Origin of the sequence: Microbispora sp. NPDC088329 (assembly GCF_040685655.1) — a bacterium.
Taxonomy (GTDB): Bacteria; Actinomycetota; Actinomycetes; order Streptosporangiales; family Streptosporangiaceae; genus Microbispora.
This window is the reverse complement of record NZ_JBFBIP010000002.1, coordinates 60,681-76,379: the sequence shown is the minus strand read 5'-3', so window position 1 is coordinate 76,379 and position 15,699 is coordinate 60,681. Positions and strand designations below refer to the sequence as shown.

General features: G+C 69.2%; 17 protein-coding genes. 9 read left to right on the top strand and 8 right to left on the bottom strand.

Annotated elements, in window-relative coordinates; translation table 11 throughout:
* Positions 1 to 139: 139 nt before the first annotated feature.
* Together AB0O28_RS04770 and AB0O28_RS04765 are read right to left on the bottom strand one after the other, a co-directional pair.
* Complete coding sequence (locus AB0O28_RS04770; protein WP_363636321.1) at positions 140 to 841, bottom strand: response regulator transcription factor; 702 nt, start codon at positions 839 to 841, stop codon at positions 140 to 142.
* A 25-nt stretch (positions 842 to 866) separates the two neighbouring features.
* Positions 867 to 2,195: a histidine kinase gene (locus AB0O28_RS04765; protein ID WP_363636319.1), complete on the bottom strand. Its 1,329-nt coding sequence runs from the start codon at positions 2,193 to 2,195 to the stop codon at positions 867 to 869.
* A 448-nt stretch (positions 2,196 to 2,643) separates the two neighbouring features.
* Between AB0O28_RS04765 and AB0O28_RS04760 the strand changes: the two genes are divergently transcribed.
* Genes AB0O28_RS04760 through AB0O28_RS04750 form a run of 3 tightly spaced genes read left to right on the top strand, consistent with a single transcriptional unit; the run spans position 2,644 to position 4,858 of the window.
* The gene (locus AB0O28_RS04760) at positions 2,644 to 3,102 is read left to right on the top strand and encodes a MarR family transcriptional regulator (RefSeq protein ID WP_363636317.1); all 459 of its coding nucleotides are present in this window, start codon (positions 2,644 to 2,646) and stop codon (positions 3,100 to 3,102) included.
* Between the two features lie 40 nt (positions 3,103 to 3,142).
* Positions 3,143 to 4,531 (top strand): MFS transporter, encoded by a 1,389-nt coding sequence (locus AB0O28_RS04755; RefSeq protein ID WP_363636315.1) that lies wholly within the window; start codon positions 3,143 to 3,145, stop codon positions 4,529 to 4,531.
* Positions 4,532 to 4,564: 33 nt separating this feature from the next.
* Positions 4,565 to 4,858, top strand: coding sequence for a DUF1330 domain-containing protein (locus AB0O28_RS04750; protein WP_363636313.1), 294 nt, complete (start codon positions 4,565 to 4,567; stop codon positions 4,856 to 4,858).
* A gap of 286 nt (positions 4,859 to 5,144) precedes the next feature.
* Here the strand turns inward: AB0O28_RS04750 and AB0O28_RS04745 are convergent, their stop codons facing one another.
* Genes AB0O28_RS04745 through AB0O28_RS04735 form a run of 3 tightly spaced genes read right to left on the bottom strand, consistent with a single transcriptional unit; the run spans position 5,145 to position 6,697 of the window.
* Positions 5,145 to 5,375: a hypothetical protein gene (locus tag AB0O28_RS04745; protein WP_363636311.1), complete on the bottom strand. Its 231-nt coding sequence runs from the start codon at positions 5,373 to 5,375 to the stop codon at positions 5,145 to 5,147.
* Positions 5,376 to 5,402: 27 nt separating this feature from the next.
* Positions 5,403 to 5,822, bottom strand: a complete 420-nt coding sequence (locus AB0O28_RS04740; RefSeq protein ID WP_363636309.1) for a hypothetical protein — start codon at positions 5,820 to 5,822, stop codon at positions 5,403 to 5,405.
* A gap of 17 nt (positions 5,823 to 5,839) precedes the next feature.
* Positions 5,840 to 6,697 (bottom strand): metallophosphoesterase, encoded by an 858-nt coding sequence (locus AB0O28_RS04735; RefSeq protein ID WP_363636307.1) that lies wholly within the window; start codon positions 6,695 to 6,697, stop codon positions 5,840 to 5,842.
* A gap of 130 nt (positions 6,698 to 6,827) precedes the next feature.
* On the opposite strand from AB0O28_RS04735, the gene AB0O28_RS04730 reads away from it, so the two are divergent.
* Positions 6,828 to 7,169, top strand: a complete 342-nt coding sequence (locus tag AB0O28_RS04730; protein ID WP_363636305.1) for a cellulose binding domain-containing protein — start codon at positions 6,828 to 6,830, stop codon at positions 7,167 to 7,169.
* Between the two features lie 196 nt (positions 7,170 to 7,365).
* Here AB0O28_RS04730 and AB0O28_RS04725 read toward each other — a convergent pair whose 3' ends face one another.
* The 3 genes from AB0O28_RS04725 to AB0O28_RS04715 all read right to left on the bottom strand — a co-directional run bounded on the left by AB0O28_RS04725 (position 7,366) and on the right by AB0O28_RS04715 (position 9,609).
* Positions 7,366 to 8,187, bottom strand: a complete 822-nt coding sequence (locus AB0O28_RS04725) for an alpha/beta hydrolase (protein WP_363636303.1) — start codon at positions 8,185 to 8,187, stop codon at positions 7,366 to 7,368.
* A 17-nt stretch (positions 8,188 to 8,204) separates the two neighbouring features.
* Positions 8,205 to 8,774: a DJ-1/PfpI family protein gene (locus AB0O28_RS04720; RefSeq protein ID WP_363636301.1), complete on the bottom strand. Its 570-nt coding sequence runs from the start codon at positions 8,772 to 8,774 to the stop codon at positions 8,205 to 8,207.
* A gap of 106 nt (positions 8,775 to 8,880) precedes the next feature.
* On the bottom strand, positions 8,881 to 9,609 hold the full coding sequence (locus AB0O28_RS04715) for a GntR family transcriptional regulator (protein ID WP_363636300.1): 729 nt from the start codon (positions 9,607 to 9,609) through the stop codon (positions 8,881 to 8,883).
* Positions 9,610 to 10,054: 445 nt separating this feature from the next.
* Here AB0O28_RS04715 and AB0O28_RS04710 point away from each other — a divergent pair, with 445 nt between their 5' ends.
* Genes AB0O28_RS04710 through AB0O28_RS04690 form a run of 5 tightly spaced genes read left to right on the top strand, consistent with a single transcriptional unit; the run spans position 10,055 to position 15,432 of the window.
* Positions 10,055 to 11,431 (top strand): extracellular solute-binding protein, encoded by a 1,377-nt coding sequence (locus AB0O28_RS04710; protein ID WP_363636299.1) that lies wholly within the window; start codon positions 10,055 to 10,057, stop codon positions 11,429 to 11,431.
* Positions 11,428 to 12,378, top strand: a complete 951-nt coding sequence (locus tag AB0O28_RS04705) for a sugar ABC transporter permease (RefSeq protein ID WP_363636297.1) — start codon at positions 11,428 to 11,430, stop codon at positions 12,376 to 12,378. Before AB0O28_RS04710 ends, AB0O28_RS04705 begins: the two co-directional genes overlap by 4 nt.
* Positions 12,378 to 13,289, top strand: a complete 912-nt coding sequence (locus tag AB0O28_RS04700) for a carbohydrate ABC transporter permease (protein WP_363636295.1) — start codon at positions 12,378 to 12,380, stop codon at positions 13,287 to 13,289. The genes AB0O28_RS04705 and AB0O28_RS04700 overlap by 1 nt, the downstream gene beginning before the upstream one ends.
* The gene (locus tag AB0O28_RS04695; protein ID WP_363636293.1) at positions 13,289 to 14,356 is read left to right on the top strand and encodes an ABC transporter ATP-binding protein; all 1,068 of its coding nucleotides are present in this window, start codon (positions 13,289 to 13,291) and stop codon (positions 14,354 to 14,356) included. The genes AB0O28_RS04700 and AB0O28_RS04695 overlap by 1 nt, the downstream gene beginning before the upstream one ends.
* Positions 14,356 to 15,432: an ABC transporter ATP-binding protein gene (locus AB0O28_RS04690; protein WP_363636291.1), complete on the top strand. Its 1,077-nt coding sequence runs from the start codon at positions 14,356 to 14,358 to the stop codon at positions 15,430 to 15,432. The genes AB0O28_RS04695 and AB0O28_RS04690 overlap by 1 nt, the downstream gene beginning before the upstream one ends.
* Positions 15,433 to 15,699 lie beyond the last annotated feature (267 nt).

Sequence of the window (15,699 nt, the reverse complement as noted above, 5' to 3'; positions counted from 1 at the left end):
GGTTCGGGGGAACGAGACAGGACGCTACGAATCAAGATCGGTAACTCGCGTCACACCGCGGTGCTCACCTTCACGTCACCCCCCGGAGGGAGGCGGCGCCATCACGGGGAGCGGGGCGTGGGACGGTCCCCTGGGGACCTCACTCTCCGGGGCGGACCAGCCCGGACTCGTAGGCGTACACGATCGCCTGGGCCCGGTCGCGCAGGTTCAGCTTGGCCAGGATCCGGCCGATGTGGGTCTTGACCGTCTGCTCCGAGAGTACGAGCTCCTCGGCGATCTCCTGGTTGGAGCGGCCCTTGGCGATGAGGACGAGCACCTCGGTTTCGCGTTCGGTGATGCCGTCCAGGCGGACGCGCGGGCGCTGCGGCCCGACGCGGGCGAACTCCGCGATGAGCCGCCTGGTCACCGAGGGCGCCAGCAGCGCCTCCCCGGCGGCGACCACCCGTACGGCCTCGGCCAGCTGCTGCGCGGAGGCGTCCTTGAGCAGGAACCCGCTGGCCCCGGCCCGCAGCGCCTCGTAGACGTAGTCGTCGAGATCGAACGTGGTCAGGATCAGGATCTTCGGCGGGCGCCCGTCGTCCTCGCCGGAACCGGTCCGCTCCCCGCGCTCCTCGCGCGGGCCGGGGGAGAGGATCTCCCGGGTCGCGGCCAGCCCGTCCATGACCGGCATGCGCACGTCCATCAGGACAACGTCCGGCCGCAGCTCGGCGATGCGCTCGATCGCCTCCCGCCCGTTCACCGCCTCGCCCACGACCTCGATGTCGGGCTGGGCGTCCAGGAACACGGTGAAGCCGGTTCTGACCATGCCCTGGTCGTCGGCGATGAGCACCCTGATCGTCACGCGTCCTCCGTGATCGCCTGGATCGTCATGCTTCCTCAGTGATCGGAAGTATCGCGGTGACCACGAAGCCCTTTCCCGCCGGCCCCGCCCACATGCTCCCGCCGAGCATGGCGGCCCGTTCCCGCATCCCGATCAGGCCGTGTCCCGTGTGCTTCTCGCGCCCCGCCTTCGCCGCCTCCGCGGCGGCGCGGTCCCCGCCGTTGTCCGCCACGTGGACGTTCAGCTCGTCGCCGGATCGGGAGATCTTCACCGTGACGGCCGAGCCGGGCGCGTGCCGCATGGCGTTGCTGAGCGACTCCTGCACGATCCGGTAGGCGGACAGATCCACCGCGGTGGGCAGTTCGAGCAGGTCGCCGCCCAGCTTGAGTTCCACGGCGAGCCCGGCGGAGCGCGCGGTGGCGGCGAGTTCGTCCAGGCGGCCCAGGCTCGGCTGCGGCGCGGTGTCCGTACGCCCGTCCCCGTCGCGCAGCACGCCCAGCACGCGGCGCATCTCGGTCATGGCGGCCAGCGAGAGCGCGCGGATCTCGCCGAGCCCCTCCTCCAGCATCCGCGCGTCCCCCCGCGCCTTCAGCGGTACGGCCTCCGCCTGGATGGCGATCACCGACATGTGGTGCGCCACCACATCGTGCAGCTCCCGGGCGACCCTGGCCCGCTCCTCCAGCACGGCCTGCCCGGCCAGCGCCTGCTCGCTGCGCCGTTCCTCCTCGGCCAGCCGCCCGGCGGCCGTCCTCCTGGCCTGGACGTTGTAGCCGAACAGGACGGTGACGGTCACCATGGCGATGCCGATGAGCATCACGCCGGGCAGGTTGGGGCCGGATTGGATGCCGAGGATCCACAGGGCGGCAGCCGAGACCGTCCATACGCCGATGATGACGTGCCGCTCGCAGCGGACCGCGACCGCGTAGACCACCAGCAGGTACATGATCACGGCGTCGGCGGAGAACGCCGCCTCCAGGTCCTGGCCGCGGGTGGCGATCCCCCAGGGAATCAGCACCACCGCGAGCCGCCAGGCCGTCAGCGGCCAGCGGTCGCGCAGCGCCAGCGGCAGCGAGGAGGTCACGGCGATGAACGCGATCTCTCCCTCGTCCAGAGGCGTCGCCATATACAGCGACTCGTCCCTCATGAGCGCCTGCACGGCGCGGAACAGGATGAAGGCCAGCACGAGATCGGCGACGAGGACCAGGTCGATCGTGCGGAACGGCAGCAGACTCAGAAACCCCGGCACGCGGGGGGCCAGCCGCCGGGGGCGGGGGGGCGGCGGACCGGCCCTGCCGGTCCACACGGCCGCGGTGAGCGCGCGGCCCAGCCGGGCGACTGGCCGCAGCCGCGCCCGCTGGGCGGGGGGAGAAGCCATCCGGCCAGTCTAGGGAGACCGCCGATCATCCGGATCACACCGTGGAGGGATCTCCCGCCTCACCCCGGTGAGCCGGATCACGCTGGTTGGAACCGGCGGAGCGTTGCGACCTGGCGGGCAAGGTTCCTCGGATCAAGCTTGTCGGCACCGATGGCTCATCGTGGCTATGTGGTGGCGGCCGGGTGGCGAAAGCATGTGCTGTCCACCCTGGATGCGGTGCCCTCACAGCGGCGGCCGCTGTCAGAATCTCTGGGGCTGAGGCCTACCTCTCGAGACGACGCCAGGTGACGTCCCTCGAGTGCTGTAACTCCCAGCTGGTGATGTGAGCCCCGGAGGCCATCCGCGCCCGCAAGCTCACCACCGGCCAGAAGACCGCCAACCGGATCACCGACGCCTCCCAGCGGTCGATTTCCATAAACTGTGAATATAAAAATGTTATGCTTCGAGCATGAGTCGTCAAGACACCGCTCCTGGCGCGTCCGCCGCCATCGGAGCAGTCCTCTACGGCCTGGCTACCAGGGCCGTGAGACGCCTGCCCCGGGACATGAGCCTGACGTCCGCCGCCACCCTGGCCACTTTGGACCGGACCGGCCCGCGGCGCATCACCGATCTGGCCGCGGTCGAGGGCGTCACCCAGCCCGCGATGACCGCCCTGGTCCGGGTGATGGAGGAGTCGGGCCTGGTCGAGCGGCGGGGCGACGCGTCCGACAAGCGGGTCACGCTGGTGTGCCTGACCGAGGCCGGCGCCTCCTATGTCCGGACGCGGCACCAGGCGGGCGTCCACGCGTTCGAGCGGTTGATCGGCGAACTCACCGGCGACGAGGTCGAGGCGCTGGTGGCGGCCCTTCCGGCGCTGAAGCATCTGGCAGAGCTCGAAAGCCAGGACCGCGAAGGGCCGAAGCAGTGACCGGGCAGCCGGTCGGCGGGTCGCGGTGAAGGCGTTCCCGGTGGCGCGTTCCGAAGCGCGGCTGCTGGTCGCCGCCCTGATCTTCATCGCTCTGGTCGTGGCGGCGGTCGCCAGCCTCGGGACGCCGCTCATCACCAGCGTGGCGACCTCGTTCCACGTCTCGCTCGGCAGCGCGCAGTGGACACTGACCGTCGCGCTGCTCAGCGGCGCCGTCGCCACGCCCGTCCTGGGCCGGCTCGGAGCCGGCCCGCACCGGCGGGCCACGATCCTCGCCACGCTGGCGGTCGTCGTCGCCGGCAGCGCGCTCACCGTGCTGCCGCTGCCGTTCGCGTGGCTGCTGGCCGGCAGGGCGGCCCAGGGCGTCGGGCTCGGGCTGACGGCGCTGATGATGGGCGTGGCCCGGGACCACCTCCCCGAGGAGCGCAGCGGGGCCGTGATCGCCCTGATCTCGGTGGTCTCGATCATCGGGGCCGGCGTCGGCTACCCGCTGGCCGCACTGCTCGCCGAGCTCGGCGGGGTACGGGCCGCCTACGGCCTCGGCCTGCTCGTCACCGCCGCCGCCCTCCTGACCGCGTGGCGCTCCATGCCCGAAGCCCCCGAAGGCCGCTCCGCCCGCGTGGACGTGGCAGGCACGGTCGTCCTGGCCGCTGCGCTGCTCCTGGTGCTGTTCCTCGCCGGCGAACGGAATCTGTGGAGCCGGCACCTCGCCGTGGCGGCGGGCCTCGCGGTCGTCGCGGTGGTGCTGCTCTGCGTCTGGGCCGTCGTCGAGCTGCGCAGCACGACGCCCCTGGTCGATGTGCGGGCGGTGCGGCACCCGGCGGTCGCCGGGGCGAACCTCGCCATGTTCGTCGGCGGGATCGGCATGTACCTCCTGCTCACGCTCATCACCCGGTACGCGCAGACGCCGCACGGCGCCGGCTACGGCTTCGGGCTGACGACCTTCGTCGCCGGGCTGGTCCTCATCCCGTTCTCGGTGCTGGGGTTCGTCGCCGGCAAGCTCACGCCGCGGGTCCGGACGCGGATCACCGACCCCCTGCTCCTGGCCGGCAGCGCCGTCGTGGTCGGCGGCGGGTTCGCCCTGTTCGCGGCGGCCCGGTCGGACCTGGCCGAACTGTTCGCGGCGATGGGCGTGCTCGGCTTCGGCGTCGGCGGCTTCTCGGCCGCGATGCCCGGCGTCATCCTGGCTGTCACCCCCAAGAGCGAGACGTCGAGCGCCATGAGCTTCAACTACGTCGTCCGCAGCGTCGGATACTCCCTGGGCAGCGCCATCGGCGGCCTGATCCTCGCCGCGGGCACCGGCTCCGGCCACCTCTTCCCCGACGACAGCGCCTACACCACCGCGGCGCTGGTCGGCATCGGCGCCATGGCGATCACGACGCTGACAAGCCTCGCTCTCGCCCGCCGACGCTCGTCCGAGACCAATCCGTAAGTCGGATGCACTCATCCCAGCACTGGAGGTTCCATGCCCAAGGGCTACTGGGTCAGCGTCTACCGCACCATTTCAGACCCTGAGAAGCTGGCTGCTTACAACAAGCTGGCCGGTCCGGCCGTCCGGGCCGGGGGCGGTCGGACCCTCGTTCGTGGAGGTCGGGTCGTGGCGCATGACGCCGGAATCGCCGAGCGCACCGTCCTGGTCGAGTTCGACAGCTTCGAGCAGGCCGTCGCGGCGTACGAGAGTGCGGCCTACCAGGAGGCGCTGGCCGCCCTCTCCGACGGCGTCGAGCGCGACTTCCGCATCGTCGAAGGCATCGACTGACCGAGGTCCAGTCGGAAGCACCGCCGGAGTGGCGAGGGAGGGAAAGCCGTTCGCGGCCGCGTCACTGAACGCCTGGGCGGACCATCGTGGTGTTGGAGGCGATGAAGATGGAGTAGCGGCTCGTCGGCCACAGAACCGGGGTGATCTCCGGGCTCGTCTCGGCCGTGGGGCAGAGTGTCACGTCCGGCACCGTCATCTGTGAGATCAAGGACGTGTGACCCGGTGCCGCCCGGCCGTCCGTCGAGGGGGCCGGGCTCGCTCGTCTCGGAACGACTGCCGCGGGCGCTCAGACCGCGGCGTAACCGGAGCGGCCGCCTCTGGTCAATACCGCGGGCGCGGCGGCGGGAATGACGATCGCGGTCAGGATGAGCCCGTCGCGCACCAGCCGGCGTCCGGAGAACACGTCCATGCGCTGCCCGTTCACGCGCGGCCCGGTGACCAGCAGCTGCGCGGAGAAGACTGCTGTGAGTGGGTTGATGTCGATCGACGCGTCCTCGAAGCTCAGCCACCTGTTCATCAGCGGAAACCACGCCTTGTACACCGACTATTTGGCGCTGAACAGCAACCGGTCCCAGCGGATCGACGGATGCTCGCGCAGCAGCTCGCGAATGAGCCGCCGCTCCTCCGGCACCCCGATGGCGGCCAGCACGCCGTCAGGCAGCGGCTGATTCTGCTCGGCGTCGATGCCGATCGCGACGACCACCGACCTCGTCCCCAGAACCGCGCCCCGGTAGCCGGTGCAGTGGGTGATGCTTCCGATGGCCCCGTCCGGCCACAGCGGCTCGCCGCGTACGCCGGGAAGGATCGCCGTGGCGGGACGGCCCAGCATGCGCAGGGCCTCGCGGGCGCACACGCGGGCCGTCGTGAACTCCCTGCGGCGCTTGTCCACCGAGCGGGAGATGACGGCCTCCTCCTCGGCGAACGAGGCGCCGTCCAGGAGCTCCTCGCGGGTGTCGACGGCCACGATGTGCGAAGGCAGGATCAGCTCGATCCTAAGGGTTCCTCTGCGGGAAGGATGCTCTGCAGCAGCGGGCGCGGCCGCTGTTTCCACTCGCGCGGGTAACCGAGAGAGACCTCTTCGAAGCGCACCCCGTCGGCCCAGGTGGTCCGCGGGATGTGAAGGTGGCCGTAGACGACGACCGACGCGTTGAAGCGGCGGTGCCAGTCGTGAGTGCGTGTGGTGCCGCACCACTGGGCGAACTCCTGGTGGTGCAGCACTTTCAGCGGGTCACGGGTCAGCGGGAAATGGTTGACCAGGACGGTCGGCAGACCGTCCTGGTGTGCCGACAGGCGCTGCTCGGTGAGGGCCAGGCGCGCCGCGCACCAGTCCTGCCTGCTCGGGTACGGATCCGGGTGGAGGAAGAACTCGTCGGTGCAGACGATGCCGGCCTCCTCCGCCCATGCGAGCGCCGCCTGCTGGGAGAGCCCCGGCGGTCGGAACGAGTAGTCGTAGAGCAGGAACAGGGGGGCGATTCTGGCCGGGCCCCCCGGGCCGTGCCACACGGGATAAGGGTCCTCGGGCGTGAGCACACCAATACGCCGGCACATGTCGACGAGGTACTTGTAACGCAGGTCGCCACGCAGTTGCACGGGGTCGTCGGCCAGCGTCCACAGTTCGTGGTTGCCGGGCACCCAGACGACGGTGGCGAAACGTTCCTTGAGGCGGGTGAGCGCCCACTCGATGTGGGGCGTCAGCTCGCCGACGTCACCGGCGACCAGGAGCCAGTCGGCGTCGGACGCCGGCCGGACCCCTTCGAGGATCTCACGGTTGTCGGGATAGGCGACGTGCAGGTCGCTGACGCCCCACAACCGCCCATCGGTCCTCTCGACATTGCTCACTCGTGAAGATTACAAAAGCGGGAATCGGTGGACAACCATCGCGAATCTTGTCTCGGGTCCGCTACCTGCGGTTAAGGGGCCACCTACCTGGCCGGCATCGTCACGCACTTCCAGGCCGAAGGCGTGACAGGTGCGCCGAGGCGGTGTGCAGATCAGGCGACGTCGCTCGGCGCACGATCAGCGGGAGTGCGCGGGCGGTTCCCAGGCTGACGTGACCATCCGCAACACCGGCAGCAGCGCGGTGAACGGGTGGAACCTCAAGTGGACGTTCGCCAATGGTCAGCAGATCAGCCAGGGTGGAACGCCGACCTCTCACAGAGCGGTTGCACGGCCACCGCGACAAGCGAGCCGGAACGGGAGCATCGCCCCCGGCGGCAGCGCCGCCTTCGGCTTCCTCGTCACGACTGCCGGCAGCACCAACGGCAAGCCGGCCGGCTTCACCCTGAACGGAGCCGTCTGCGACACGGCCTGACCGCGCCAGGCCGTGGTCCGATCCTCGTCGATCGCCCGCGGTCAACCCAGCCCTGGGGTGGACCCAGCCCTGGGGTGGCCGGCGTCTCGGCACGGCCACTTTCGCCTCACCCGGGCGGAAGTGGGCGTCCCGCACTCCGGATGTGGCGGATACCACGCCCGTGACGCAGCAGATCGGGTGGGACCTGTCGCAGCAATCAGTGATCTCGTTCCCGGCCGAGGAAGCACGACAGGAGTCGCCTGAAGTCGTGCGGGTGCTCGAGCGCCGGCACGTGCCCGCATCGGCCGAGCACGTGCAGACGGACATCGGCCAGGTGTTCGAGCAGGGGCAGGGCTGCCGTCCCGAGCGGGGTGACTCGGTCCTCGGCGCCGTGGACGAGCAGCACGGGCGCGCGGATCCCTGCCAGCGTTTGCGCCGAGAGGGTGAGATCCTCGGCCCAGCGTGCCCTGGGTGGCGGGAACAACGACGCGTATGCGGCCGCCCCCGCTTCCATTGCGGCCGCACGGGCCGCGACGGCCGACTCGGTCACGAGCGCCTGGTCGAGGACGAGGCGGCTCAACATGTCTCGTGCCCCGACCGGGCCGGCGGGGGCGGCCCAGAGCGCGTCGAGATCGGCGGACAGCGGCGCCCCGGGGGCGCCCATCGTCGAGACCGCCACGACACGGGTGACCTGCTGGGGACGCGCGGCCGCCAACGCCAGCGCCACGGCACCGCCCATGGAGTGGCCCACCACGGCGTAGTGCTCGGCACCGAGAGCGTCCATCAGGCCCGCGGCCTGCTCCGTCCACAGCCGGAGCCCACCCCTGGAGCCCGCCGGGATCGGTGTACGGCCGAACCCCGCCTGGTCAGGAGCCACCAGGCGCCAGGACGTGCCCAGCGCCTGTGCCGTCGCCGCCCAGGCTCCGGATCCGGTCGTACCGGGTCCGGAGCCGTGCAGCATCAGCACCGCGGGCCCGGTGCCGCTCTCCATGACGTGGACGGGGGAGCCGTCGACTGTGACGGTCCGAAGTGTCGTCACCGAGACACCTCAGGTGCTCATGCCGATGCGGAGTTGACGGACTTCGAGAAGACCTCCATCATCACCCGGCCGAACTGCGGCATGTCGGGCCAGCCGCGGCAGGAGACGAGGTTTCCGTCCACGACGTCGGGAGCGTCGATGACCGTCGCGCCCGCGTTCTCCATGTCACCGGTGATGGGGGGGAAGCACGCCGTCTTGCGACCCTTCAGCAGCCCGTACACAGCCGGCACCTGCGCGCCGTGGCACACCAGCGCGATCGGGAGGTTGCGCGCGAAGAAGTGCTCGGTGATGCGCCTGACGTCGGGGTCGACCCGGATCCACTCGGGGGCGCGTCCTCCGGGGATGATGAGGGCGTCATAGCGCTCGACGTCGACCTCGGCCCAGGGCACGTCGACCGGCAGCTTTCGGCCGTTCTTCTCCACGTAGGCGTCGGAGTTGGGGTCGAACTCGTGGATGACCAGCTGAACGTCACGCAACGTCCGTGACGAGACGTCGACGTCCCAGCCGCCCTCCTGTACGCGATAGTAGGGATACATGGTGTCGAGCTCCTCGGCGGCGTCGCCGGTAAGGAGCAGTGCTCTGGGCACCTGCTTCTCCTCGCATCTGAGGCGGGTGAGGTGGATCCGATCCGATCCGATCCGATCTGATTTGGTTAGCATTCCTCGGCCCGGCCCGCCCGTCAAGCCTTTACCGCTATTCGTCCGTATCCTTGACCTCGTCGAACAAGCGTCGGAACCGCTCGCCGGACAGCAGGATGTGCCGGCGCATAGCGTAGGCGGCGGCGTCGGGGTCGCGTGCGGCGATCGCGGCCACGACTTCTTCGTGCTCGGCCATGGCCAAGTGGGTGACCTGGGTGTCGTGGAGAAGCCGGAACAGGTGCACGTGCGTGTGCAGGCGAGCGAGCGCTTCGCGGATGACCTGGTTCTCCGCGCTCAGGGCGACGAGATCGTGAAAAGCGGCGTCGCGTAGCCCGAAGGCGCCATAGGCCATGATCCCGTTGCCCCCCTCCAGCTCCGCCATCTCCTCCAGCATTCGTCGCAGACCGGCCACCTGCTGGGGGGATGCGCGTTCGGCGCATCTGCGCGCCGCCGCCGGCTCGAGGAGCAGGCGGAGCTCAAGCATGTCCTCAAATCGTTGACGGGTGATTTGCGGGGGAATGCGATAGCCGGCATGGGGCACACGCACGACCAGGCCCTCGGCCTCCATGCGGTTGAGAGCGTCTCGGATCGGCGTCTGCGAGACCCCCAGCTCCCGCGCCAGGACGTCGATCGTGACGCGGGAGCCAGGCTCGATCCGTAGTGACATCAGCTGTCCGAGCAGCGTGTCGTACACCTCGTCGGCAAGCCGGCCGCGAGATCTTCGCGGGGGCGTTCCGTCCGTCATGGCCCCACGGCGCCGCGCGATCATCACTTCGTCGTCCATCGTGACGTGAGGTCCTTTCTTGGGTTTTCGGGAACCTGTTGACGTCAATCGCAACGCTGCGGGATATTGACGCCCCCACGCGGATCGTATAGGAAAGGTGCCGGATGCCAGCCATCCTCCACCCATTACGAAACCGCCCGTCATCGCTCCGCTTCGATCAGTTGGAGCTTCTATGAGCATGTCGACGTCGGTCCTACTCGATCCGTCACTGGACCGCACGAGGACCGAAGGACCTCTCGACTGCTTGAAGCCCGATTACGTCGCGGCGTACTCGTGACGCCGGTCTGCGGGTCAGCCCCTGCGACAGCCGGCAACACGCCTGAACACCCCCCAGACTGCCCGGCGAAGCACGCAGCAGGGCTCCAGACGTCCCCACCCCCAGAAAGCAGGCAAGAGGATGCGGTATCCGAAGCGAATAGGACGACTGTCCGTTCCCGGTCGAACGGTGCGACTGGCCACGGCGGCCATGTTGGTGGCCACGACCATGGCGGCTTGCGGCCAGGACGACGGCGCGCAGGCGGGCGCCCCTAAGGCGCCGGCGACCATCCCCGAGCTCACCAAGGACCCGCTGACCCTCAAGTTCATCTGGTTCGACTGGCCGCCCGCCCACGCGCTGGAGGACTTCGCGAACGCGGAGTACAAGAAGGTGCGGCCGAACGTCACCGTCAAGGTCAACACCGTGCCGAACGCGAACTGGCACGACGCGATGTTCACCCAGTTCGCAGCGCACAAGACCGACTTCGATATCCCGATCCTGGACTCGCAGCACATCGGCGAGGCCGTGACGAACGGCAACATCCTCGACATCACCGACTTCGTCAAGAAGAACATCGATGTCAAGGCCTACAACCCGTACCTCCTGGCGGCCTACGGCCAGTACCCCCAGGCGGAGACCGGCAAGCGCGACGAGAACGCCAGCTTGTACGGACTGCCGCTGCTCGGCGACACCTGGACGATGATCTACCGCAAGGACCTGATCGGCGACAAGCCACCGCAGACGTGGGACGAGATGATCTCGGTCGCCCAGAAGTGCCAGGCGGACCACCCCGGAGTCAGCGGGCTGGCCTTCCACCAGGCCAACGGCTCCGACGCCGCGGCCGTCACCTACAACACGGTCAACGGCATCTACGGCGGCAACCTCTGGGACGCCAAGACGCGCAAGATCGACGGCGTCATCAACGACGCCGCGGGCCAGGAGGCGATGGACGTCCTGGTCAACAAGATGAAGCCGCTGACCGCCAAGGGCTCCGGCAACTGGTTCATCGACGAGGTGAACGCGGCGGTCGCCCAGGGCAAGGCATGCATCGCGTTCAACTGGATCGCCGCGAGCGGCGGCCTGCTCGACCCGAAGCAGTCGACGCTCGGCACCACGCGGGAGCAGATTCTCGACAAGCTGGGTTTCGCCCCCCTGCCGAGCCAGAAGACGAACCTGGTGCCTCTCGGCGGCATGGGCATGCACGTGTCGGCCTACTCGCCCACGGCGAACCAGGCGGAGGCCCTGAACTTCATGAAGTGGTTCGAGCAGGCTGACATCCAGAAGAAGTGGGCCGCCGCCGGTGGCGTGCCGGCGCGTACGGACGCCCTGCAGTCGCCCGAGTTCCTCAACGCCGGGCCGTTCAACAAGGTGTACGCCGACTCGGTCGCGCGGATGCGGGACATGTGGAACGTGCCCGAGTACGCGCGCCTCGTCGACATCGAGAACACCAACGTGAACGCGGCTCTCAACGGCGCGAAGAATCCGAAGGACGCGCTCGACGAGATCGCCAAGCAGCAGCAGAGCGTGCTCGACTCCGGCAACCGCAAGGGCGGCGGCGGACTGTGAGTGACCCCGTCCCTCTGACGACCGACCACGGGCAGGTGGCGTCCGCGACGCCGCCTGCACCGGGCCGGGCCCGCCGCCGCTTCGGCGACCGCGGGCTCGCCGTAACCTTCATCTCTCCGGCGCTGCTGCTGTTGCTCGCAATGTCGGTGTTCCCGTTGCTGTGGGCGTTGTACCTGTCCTTCACCGACTACTCGGCCACCCGCGGGGGGCCGGCCCACTTCGTCGGGCTCGAGAACTACATCGCCATCCTGACTTCGGCGCAGGTCCACCTGAGGGCCTTGACGACGTTGGTCTACGTGGTCGGCGCGGTCGCCCTGCAGACCGTGCTGGGTTTCTCCATCGCCTACCTGATCGCGCGGCGCACGCACGGGCGAGGAGTGCTGACCACTCTGTTCCTGGTCCCGATGATGCTGTCGCCGGTCGTGGTCGGGCTGTTCTGGCGATTCATGCTCGACGCGCAGTTCGGCGTGATCAACAGCATGCTCGGCTCGCTCGGCCTGGGACAGGTGGAGTGGCTCACCCAGCAGCGGACGGCACTGCTCTCCCTGATCGTGGTCGACACCTGGCAGTGGACGCCGTTCATCATGCTCATCGCACTCGCCGGCCTCACCGCGGTTCCCAAGTACCTGTACGAGGCCGCCTCGATCGACCGGGCGTCCGAGTGGTTCCGGTTCCGCACCATCACTCTTCCGCTGGTGTGGCCGCTGCTCCTCATCGCCGTGTTGTTCAGGGCCATCGAGGCATTCCGGCTGTTCGACCTCGTCTACATCCTCACCAACGGTGGTCCCGGAGTCTCCACCGAGACGTTGTCGTTCCACGTCTACAAGGTCGGGTTCCTGGGCTTCAACACCGGAACCGCCTCGGCGTACGGGATCCTCATGGTCCTCATCGTCATCGTCCTGACGCAGCTCTACCTGCGCTACTTGAACAAGCTCAAGGAGGGCTGATGGCCGTCTCCGTCGACGAGGCCGTGTCCACGGGTCCTGCCCGGGACAACAAGCCCTCCGCGCGTCGCTCCGGCGGCCGGGGCCGCGCCGTGCTGGAGGTCGCGCTGCTGGCCGTGCTGGCCGTCGTGATGCTCTTCCCGGTGCTATGGATGATCGAGACGTCCATCAAGGAGAACCGGGACGTCTACGCCATCCCGGCCAAGTTCTTCGACTTCAAGGTCACTCTGGACCATTTCAAGGACGTGTTCGTCGCCTCCGGCAGTGGTCGCTCGGCCTTGTCCGTCTCCTTCCTCAACTCCGTCGTGGTCGCCGGGGTCTCCACGGCGCTGGCCACCGTGCTGGGGGTCCCCGCGGCCTGGGCCTACTCGCGCTTCTCCGTGAAGGCCAAGAAGGACCAACTGTTCTTCATCCTGTCCACCCGCTTCATGCCGCCCGTGGTGGTCGTGATCCCGATCTTCCTCATGTACCGCCAGGTCGGACTCATCGACAGCAAGCTCGGCCTGATCCTCATCTACGCCGCGTTCAACGTCCCGTTCACGATCTGGATGATGAAGGGGTTCGTCGACGAGGTGCCCGCCGAGTACGAGGACGCCGCCATGCTCGACGGCTACACCCGCTTGCAGGCGTTCTGGAAATTCACCCTTCCCCTGCTCCTGCCCGGCATCGCCGCGACGGCGGTCTTCGCACTGATCTTCTCGTGGAACGAGTTCGTGTTCGCCATCTTCCTTACCTCCAGTGACAACGTGCGGACGGCCCCACCCGCCATCGCCGGCCTCATCGGCGGAACCACGGTGGACTGGGGTCTCGTGGCCGCCGCCTCCGTGGTGTTCGCCCTGCCGGTGCTCGTCTTCGCCTACCTGGTGCGCAAGCACCTCGTCGCCGGTGTGACGCTCGGGGCGGTGCGACGCTGATGGCGGGCATCGAGGTGACCGCCCTGCACAAGCGCTACCCGGACGGGACTGTCGCGGTCGAACACGTCGACCTGTCCATCGGCGACGGCGAGCTGTTCGTGATGCTCGGCCCTTCGGGTTGCGGCAAGACGACCACGCTGCGGGCCATAGCCGGCCTGGAGAGGCAGACGACGGGCGACATCCGCATCGGCGACACGCTGGTCAACGACCTGCCGCCGGCCGAGCGCGACATCGCCATGGTGTTCCAGTTCTACGCGCTCTACCCGCATCTGAAGACCCGCGACAACCTGGCGTTCCCCTTGCGGGCCGAGGGACTGCCCAAGGCGGAGGTGCGCGAGCGGGTCGACGAGGCCGCCCGGCTGATGCGGCTCGGTCCGCTCCTGGACCGGCGACCGCACCGGCTGTCCGGCGGGGAGCAGCAGCGCGTCGCGCTTGCTCGCGCCCTGGTGCGACGACCGCGCGCATTCCTCATGGACGAACCCCTCACCAACCTGGACGCGGAGCTGAGGGAGGACATGCGCACGGAGATCAAGCACCTGCAGGGGGAGCTGGGGGCGACGATGGTCTACGTCACCCACGACCAGGTCGAGGCGATGTCGCTCGGGCACAGAATCGCCATCCTCAACAAGGGCCGCGTCGAGCAGGTCGGCACGCCGCTGGAGGTCTACGACCGCCCGGCGAGTCTTTTCTGCGCCGCGTTCATCGGCTCCCCGCCGATGAACCTGATCGAGGTGGAGGTGGCCGACGGGAAGCTGCGCGGTCAGGGCGGACTGGTCCTCATGCCACCGCCGGGCCTGCCGCGCGACCGTCGCCTGGTCGCGGGCGTCCGGCCGGAGGCGCTGGAAGTCACGGAACCAGGGGCGGAAGATTCGGTCCCGGCCCGCGTGGTCTCGGCGGAGTGGCTGGGCGACGAGATCATCTACGTGGTCGACCACGGCGGTCAGCGCGACGTGCGGGTTCGGATGCCCCCGACTGTCCGTTTCGCCGCTGACGCACCGGTCGGGCTGCGGCAGACCGGCGGGCCCCCGCCGGTGTACGACGTGAGCACGGAAGAGCTGGTGGCCTGATGGGAACCCTGGCAGCGCACGGGCTGTGCAAGTCCTTCGACAAGGTCCAGGCCCTGGACGGAGTGACGCTGGACGTGCCGGACGGCTCGTTCTTCGTCGTGCTGGGACCCTCCGGGGCAGGCAAGACGACGACCCTGCGAGCGATCGCCGGCCTTGAGAAGCTCGACGCCGGGTCGGTGTACCTGGACGGGAGGGACGCGACCGGCGACCCCCCGGCCGCACGCGACCTGGCCATGGTCTTCCAGAGCTACGCCCTCTACCCGAAACTCACGGCGTACGAGAACATCGCTTCGCCGCTGCGGGCACGCCGCCGTTCTTCGAGCGAGATCGCCACTGCGGTCGAGCGGATGTCGAACCTGCTGCACATCGAACGTCTGCTGCAGCGTCGTCCGGCGCAGATGTCGGGCGGTGAGATGCAGCGTGTCGCCCTGGCCCGGGCGCTGGTCCGTAGCCCGCGCGCGTTCCTCATGGACGAGCCGCTGACGAACCTCGACCTCAAGCTCCGCGTCGAGATGCGCACCGAGCTCACCCGCATCCACCGGAGCCTCGGCACGACCTTCGTCTACGTGACCAACGACCAGGTCGAGGCCTTGTCCATGGCCGACCAGGTCGCGGTCCTCAAGGAGGGGAAGGTGCAACAGGTCGGTACGCCGACCGAGGTGTACGAGCGTCCGGCCAACCAGTGGGTCGCGGGATTCGTCGGAAGCCCGCGGATCGGTCTGCTCGCCTGCCACGCCGAGGGAGATCGTCTGGTCGGCGCGGCAGGCTGGACGCTGCCGCGGCCCCGCTGGACCACGGCTGAGAACGGCCGTCCGCTGCTGCTTGGCCTGCGCTCGGAGGACCTGTCCGTCGAGCGGCGCGGGGACGCGTCGTTGCCGGGTGAGCTCTACGGCCTTGAGCCGCTCGGTGACCGGACGGTGGTCGACGTCCAGGTGGGGACGGAGATCCTCAAGGTCAAGGCACGACCCAGCTTCACCGGTACGCCGGGCGAGCGGCTGCAGGTGACGGTCGACCTGGACCGTGCGCACCTGTTCGACGCGGACACCGGGCTGGCGCTGTCCGAGGCCGGGAGGTAACCGCCGGGAGGTAACCGCCCGGGAGGTAACAGCGCGGGGCGGCGAGGTCGACTGCGCCCGCACGTGGCGATCGAGCCTCGGCGCCACGGGTGAGCACGCCCTGACGACGCTGACGCAGCCATGGCCCGAGAAGGCGATCGGTGGCGCGGGGCGTCGCCCTGCGCCGGCGCCAGGGCCACGTCCGGCCTGCTCGGCAACCCCGGCCCCCGACGAGGTCGTGTGACCCGTTCGTCGACGCGCGTGGCGCGATCGCCGAGGTCACGCCGG

Bases quoted from the DNA above. Each gene is read 5' to 3' on its own strand.
- AB0O28_RS04765 (WP_363636319.1), bottom strand. From the start codon at position 2,195: ATGGCTTCTCCCCCCGCCCAGCGGGCGCGGCTGCGGCCAGTCGCCCGG.
- AB0O28_RS04760 (WP_363636317.1), top strand. From the start codon at position 2,644: ATGAGTCGTCAAGACACCGCTCCTGGCGCGTCCGCCGCCATCGGAGCA.
- AB0O28_RS04750 (WP_363636313.1), top strand. From the start codon at position 4,565: ATGCCCAAGGGCTACTGGGTCAGCGTCTACCGCACCATTTCAGACCCT.
- AB0O28_RS04745 (WP_363636311.1), bottom strand. From the start codon at position 5,375: ATGAACAGGTGGCTGAGCTTCGAGGACGCGTCGATCGACATCAACCCA.
- AB0O28_RS04715 (WP_363636300.1), bottom strand. From the start codon at position 9,609: ATGGACGACGAAGTGATGATCGCGCGGCGCCGTGGGGCCATGACGGAC.
- AB0O28_RS04700 (WP_363636295.1), top strand. From the start codon at position 12,378: ATGGCCGTCTCCGTCGACGAGGCCGTGTCCACGGGTCCTGCCCGGGAC.
- AB0O28_RS04695 (WP_363636293.1), top strand. From the start codon at position 13,289: ATGGCGGGCATCGAGGTGACCGCCCTGCACAAGCGCTACCCGGACGGG.
- AB0O28_RS04690 (WP_363636291.1), top strand. From the start codon at position 14,356: ATGGGAACCCTGGCAGCGCACGGGCTGTGCAAGTCCTTCGACAAGGTC.